Below are 4865 nucleotides of genomic sequence, written 5' to 3'. Positions count from 1 at the left end.
CTTCCAGCTTTTGCTGCGCCATTTCATCCGTTTCTGCGGTTACCACAGTGATACCAACAAAAATTTTGATCGCTTCAGGATCACGTCTAGGACTTACGCATTGACAGATTCAAAAAAGTATTAAAATACTTTATAAAGTATCTGTGATCAGACGAATTAAACATGCTTCTACAGCAACTTGTACATTACCCATTTATATGGGCTTTCTCATGACAGAACCGAACTCTATTAGCTGCACACAACTTGCCGAGACTTATAATATCTCGCATGATAGTGTAAATCGCTTTCTAGAGCGTGAAGACTACACACCTCACGACCTATATCAAGAAGCAATTCAACATATTGATAATAATAAACTTATAGTCAGTATTGATGATACTGTTTTAGATAAACCGTATAGTCAGCATATGGACTTAGTTAGCTATTTTTGGTCAGGCAAACACCACCGATCCGTCAAAGGTATTAATCTCATTACCTTGTATGCGACAGATCAAAATGGTCAAAATATTCCAATTAATTTCCGAATTTATGACAAATCTGAAAGTAAAACCAAGAATGATTACTTTATGGATATGTTAAGTGAAGTACTCAGTTGGGGTGCAAAGATTCAATTTATTACAGGTGATAGTTGGTATTCATCGACTGAAAATCTAAAAACCATAAGAAAATATGGTATTCGATTTATGTTTGGTGTCGACAGTAACCGTAAGGTTTCCCCAGAAAAAGGACAATGGTTTCAACTGCGTTTATTGCCAGATTTCCATCAGGGTCAAGTGGTCTGGCTCAAAGATTTTGGCTTTGTACAATTATTTAAGACTCAGTTAAAAGAACAGCAGAGGTTTTATATTGTGCATCAAGATGAAGATGATTTATTGTCCTTTGAAGGTTTTCATGAATTACATTCAAGTCATTGGAAAATAGAACAATATCACCGAGTGATTAAACAAGTTTGTCATATTGAAAAGTTTCAAGTAAGACGATCTAAACTGATTTTGAATCATATTTTTTCAGCCTTGATGGCCTACGTTGAGATACAAAAGAACCAGTTTGAGCGGATCTTTGAAAATGTATATTGTTGGCAGAAGAAATTATTTAGACCAATTATCAAAAACTTCATTGATGACTTTATTCTTGATAAAAATCATTTGCTACCACAGAGAATCTATAAATAATACTGCGTAAGTCCTAGTATATATAAAAAATCCCCGAAACTGGGGATTTTTTATTGCTAGGTTTCAGCCCTATTTCAGCTCTTGTACCAGCGTTGGAACAATCACACTATCCACATTCATTTCAGTGCTATAAATGCCGTTGGTAACGTTGAACTTGTTGACGTGATAGCTTGAACCATAGATCGAATCGAAGCCATCTCCTTTGGTAAAGACTTTCTTGTTCGCTTCCAGATCCAGCAAGTGAGTACCATCTACAAATTGCATATAGGCTTTGGCATCTACACCGACACGTTTTGACATGATTTCTACAGCATCTGCACGTGTTGCCGGGTCATTGATATATTTAACAGTTTTATCCCAAACCTGAATGACCTTTTTCCATTGCTCTTTATTGGCTTCCAGATGCGCAGGATTCACGGTTAAAGTGTCATAAATCAGACCAGCTTTATCTTTAGAGCTGAAAATAATTTTTGAACCGGCAACCGCAGATAAGGCCTGATTCGCCACTGGCTGCCATACCGCAATCGCATCAATATCCGCTGTTGCAAAGACCTGTGGTAGTTCATTGGTCATGGTATTGACCAGTTTCACTTCATTCAGTTTAACCTTTGCATCATCCAGAGCAGTCGATAGCAGCAAGTGATCGACCAGACCTTTTTCAGTGGCAACAGTTTTACCGCGTAAATCCTGAATCGAGTTGATTCCATTCTTGGCAATGATCACGTCATTTCCGGCTGAATAATCCGTCGCCAGAATCATCACGCCTTTAGTACCACCAGAGCCAGTCACCAGGTTATCACCATTGGTCACCATCACCGCATCCAGCTGATTTGCAGCAAAGGCAGACAATGAAGCAGAATAGTCAAACCATTTAAAATCTGCATTCACCCCTGCTTCTTTTAACCAGCCTTTTTCAATCGCCACTTGCCAAGCCACCCAACCTGGCCAGTCGCTATAGCCGATACGAATCGGCTGAGTATTTACACTGCCTTTGGCTTGACCAGAGGATTCTGGAACTTTAGCCGTATTGTCACAGCCACTGAATAAAATGGCGCAGCAAACAGATGCTGCTAAAGTTGCTTTCTTGATCATTGTGCTATTTCCCCTATGCAATTACATTTAAAACGCGTATTTGAAATTTGTTTTGATTTAATAAAGTCACGCCAACCGCCGAAATGACTGATGTCAGTTGCATCTTCCAGCGCATAGCCTTCGCAGATAAAACCTTTCACCCAGCTGCCATCTGCCAGCTGTACATTGCCAATGCCCAGCGGTGCTGGAACTTCTGCCACGATCTGACCAAAGTTGGCAAACGGAATCTCCCAGACTTCCACTTCGATTTCTTGACCTTTGCTGTGGTACTGCAAGCCCGGTTTCGGTGGGGTGGTATTTTTCAGTGCAAACAATTTATAGCTGGCTGCCGTTTTGGTTTTTTGCACTAAAGTGCCGCCACGTGTGGTGAGCTGGAAGTTCAATGGCATACCAGTCAGATGGGCGCCGACAACAGCCAGTTTTACTGCATGCTGTGACTGAATCTGGCTTGTTGATTCATAAGTTTTTTCAGATGTTCCTAGTGTTAAAGCCGTTGCCTGCTGCCAAGTTTGACCAAAGTTTGCCAATACCTGATCCATCCAGGCAGGTGCAATAAAAGTTACCCCGCTTGGCAAGCCATCAGCACGAATTGCATTAGGCAGTGCCAAAGCCGATAAATCCGCAAAATTCACGAAGTTGGTATAAGCGCCCATGTGGCTGTTTTTCACTAGTGGATCGGCTTCTACATCGGAAATCTTGTAGATGGTTGGTGCTGTTGGCACCATCAAGGCATCAAAGTCTGCTAGCGAAAGATTGATCTGACGAGCCAATTGCGCACGTTCATATTCCGCCTGCATCATATCGACAGCATTAAAGTTGTCTGCCTGACTGATAATCTGGTTAATCACTGGATGCGTTACATCACGAGAAACCAGTTTTTCAACAGCGCTGGTCCGTTCAGCCACCCAAGCCTTGTTATACAGTGCGGAAGCCAGCTGGTTAAAAGTGCTGAAATCAATCGCTTCTACTGCATAACCGAGCTGTTTTACACGAGCAATTGCCAGCTCAAAGGCTTTATCAGTTTCGGCATCACCGTAGAATTCCAGTTGTGCCGGAATCGCGATTTTGCCTTTGGAAAATTGGGTTGGCGCATTGGCTGGATGCTGGCGTGAATATTCATCTGTCGCGTCATAGCCTTGCATAATTTGTGCGACTTGCCATGCATCATCGACAGTCAGGGCAAAAATTGAAATCACATCAATGGTGCGGCACGCGGGTACTAGACCTGTAGTGGAGAACCAGCCTTTGGTGGGTTTCAAGCCGACAATATTGTTATGTCCCGCCGGTACACGGCCAGAGCCAGCGGTATCCGTACCTAAACTAAATGGTACCTGGCCATTCGCCACTGCGACCGATGAACCTGAGCTCGAACCGCCACTGACATATTCCGGATTAAAGCTGTTTTTTACTGCACCGTAAGGTGAACGTACACCGACCAGACCAGTCGCAAACTGATCTAGATTGGTTTTACCTACGACAATGGCCCCTGCAGCTTTTAATTTTGCTACCACCGTGGCATCGCTGGTCGCCAGATATGAAGCTTCTTTGCAGGCTGCGGTGGTATAAAAACCGGCAACATCAATATTGTCTTTGACTGCGAATGGAATGCCGTAGAGTGGCAATTCGGCTGGTGATTTTCCTGTTAAGGCATCAATTTGTGCTTGTAATTGTTCTGCAGATGCAATTGAAATCCAGGCATGATCATCATTCTGATATGATGCAACATAATCGATCAGGTCCTGTAACTGAATCTGCTGCTGTTGGTAGGCGTTCTGCCAGTCTTGAATTGTCCATAAAGTATTCATGACAATACTCCTTTATTGGTATTTTGGGGAATGGGAGGCATCACGGCATCCATCAGTTCCAGGTGTCCTTTCACCACACCTTTTAATGCAATAAATTGCTCACTAATTTCTTTTAAATCACTGCTTATACCCTGCATCAGCATGACTTGCAGGACTTTCTGATCATCCAGCTGGATATGCAGCGAGCTGATCACCTGTTCCAGATATTGCTGTTGCAGATCAACCAGTTGGGAACGCAATGGTTTCAGGCTGACGTCATAGACCAGGGTCAGCGTACCGACCATGACTTCATCACGAGAAACCAGTTCATCAATCAGGTGGCGGTTAATCATGTCGACAATGGCCTGCGAGCGGCTTTCATAATGTTGCTCGACAATTTTCTGATCCATGGCCTGTAAGGTGGTTTCCGGCACGGTGATACTGATTCGTGCCAATTTCGGTTTAGGCACGTCTGCTTTCCTTGAGTGAATCCTGTTTGACATAAAGCCCGGCGCGAACGCTGAGCAGTTCAATTAAAAATTGGGCAAATGGATGCAGCTTGGCTTGTTTACTTTGATTATTCATGCGCATCTCCTCAGGTATTACGGAACAGTAATTTCGTATTACTTAAGAAAATGCAGAAAGCGTGCCAGTTTTAGCTTATGGAAATGTAAGGAATAAACTTTTATATAAAAGGACGAAAAAAAGCCCCATAACATGGAAATGGGGCTTGATTTAAAGCAAAGTAAGTGGAGTATTTCATCAGTTTTTCCATTTTGATGCTCATGTCCTTGCTATTGTTTTTATACATGAATGG

Annotated in this window: 5 protein-coding genes; 1 reads left to right on the top strand and 4 read right to left on the bottom strand. The window is 42.6% G+C overall.

What is annotated here, in order from left to right:
* Positions 1 to 143: 143 nt before the first annotated feature.
* Complete coding sequence (locus tag B4J23_RS05525; protein WP_291359177.1) at positions 144 to 1172, top strand: IS701 family transposase; 1029 nt, start codon at positions 144 to 146, stop codon at positions 1170 to 1172.
* Between the two features lie 69 nt (positions 1173 to 1241).
* Here the strand turns inward: B4J23_RS05525 and B4J23_RS05520 are convergent, their stop codons facing one another.
* Genes B4J23_RS05520 through B4J23_RS05505 form a run of 4 tightly spaced genes read right to left on the bottom strand, consistent with a single transcriptional unit; the run spans position 1242 to position 4633 of the window.
* Entirely contained in the window at positions 1242 to 2264 is a 1023-nt protein-coding gene (locus tag B4J23_RS05520) for an ABC transporter substrate-binding protein (protein WP_214001186.1), read from the bottom strand.
* Positions 2261 to 4069 (bottom strand): allophanate hydrolase, encoded by a 1809-nt coding sequence (gene atzF, locus B4J23_RS05515; RefSeq protein ID WP_291359173.1) that lies wholly within the window; start codon positions 4067 to 4069, stop codon positions 2261 to 2263. Before atzF ends, B4J23_RS05520 begins: the two co-directional genes overlap by 4 nt.
* Entirely contained in the window at positions 4066 to 4518 is a 453-nt protein-coding gene (locus B4J23_RS05510) for a CopG family ribbon-helix-helix protein (RefSeq protein ID WP_291359171.1), read from the bottom strand. The genes atzF and B4J23_RS05510 overlap by 4 nt, the downstream gene beginning before the upstream one ends.
* Positions 4511 to 4633 carry a hypothetical protein gene (locus B4J23_RS05505; RefSeq protein ID WP_284879346.1) on the bottom strand — a complete coding sequence of 41 codons (123 nt, stop codon included), beginning with the start codon at positions 4631 to 4633 and terminating at the stop codon, positions 4511 to 4513. Before B4J23_RS05505 ends, B4J23_RS05510 begins: the two co-directional genes overlap by 8 nt.
* Between the last annotated feature and the right edge of the window lie 232 nt (positions 4634 to 4865).

Origin of the sequence: Acinetobacter sp. UBA3025 (assembly GCF_002367915.1) — a bacterium.
GTDB lineage: Bacteria > Pseudomonadota > Gammaproteobacteria > Pseudomonadales > Moraxellaceae > Acinetobacter.
The sequence above is the reverse complement of the archived record's forward strand: the minus strand, read 5'-3'. Positions and strand labels throughout refer to the sequence as shown.

What these genes read in the sequence shown, in the direction of transcription:
- B4J23_RS05520 (WP_214001186.1), bottom strand. Translation starts at nt 2,264, where the DNA reads ATGATCAAGAAAGCAACTTTAGCAGCATCTGTTTGCTGCGCCATTTTA.
- atzF (WP_291359173.1), bottom strand. Translation starts at nt 4,069, where the DNA reads ATGAATACTTTATGGACAATTCAAGACTGGCAGAACGCCTACCAACAG.
- B4J23_RS05505 (WP_284879346.1), bottom strand. Translation starts at nt 4,633, where the DNA reads ATGAATAATCAAAGTAAACAAGCCAAGCTGCATCCATTTGCCCAATTT.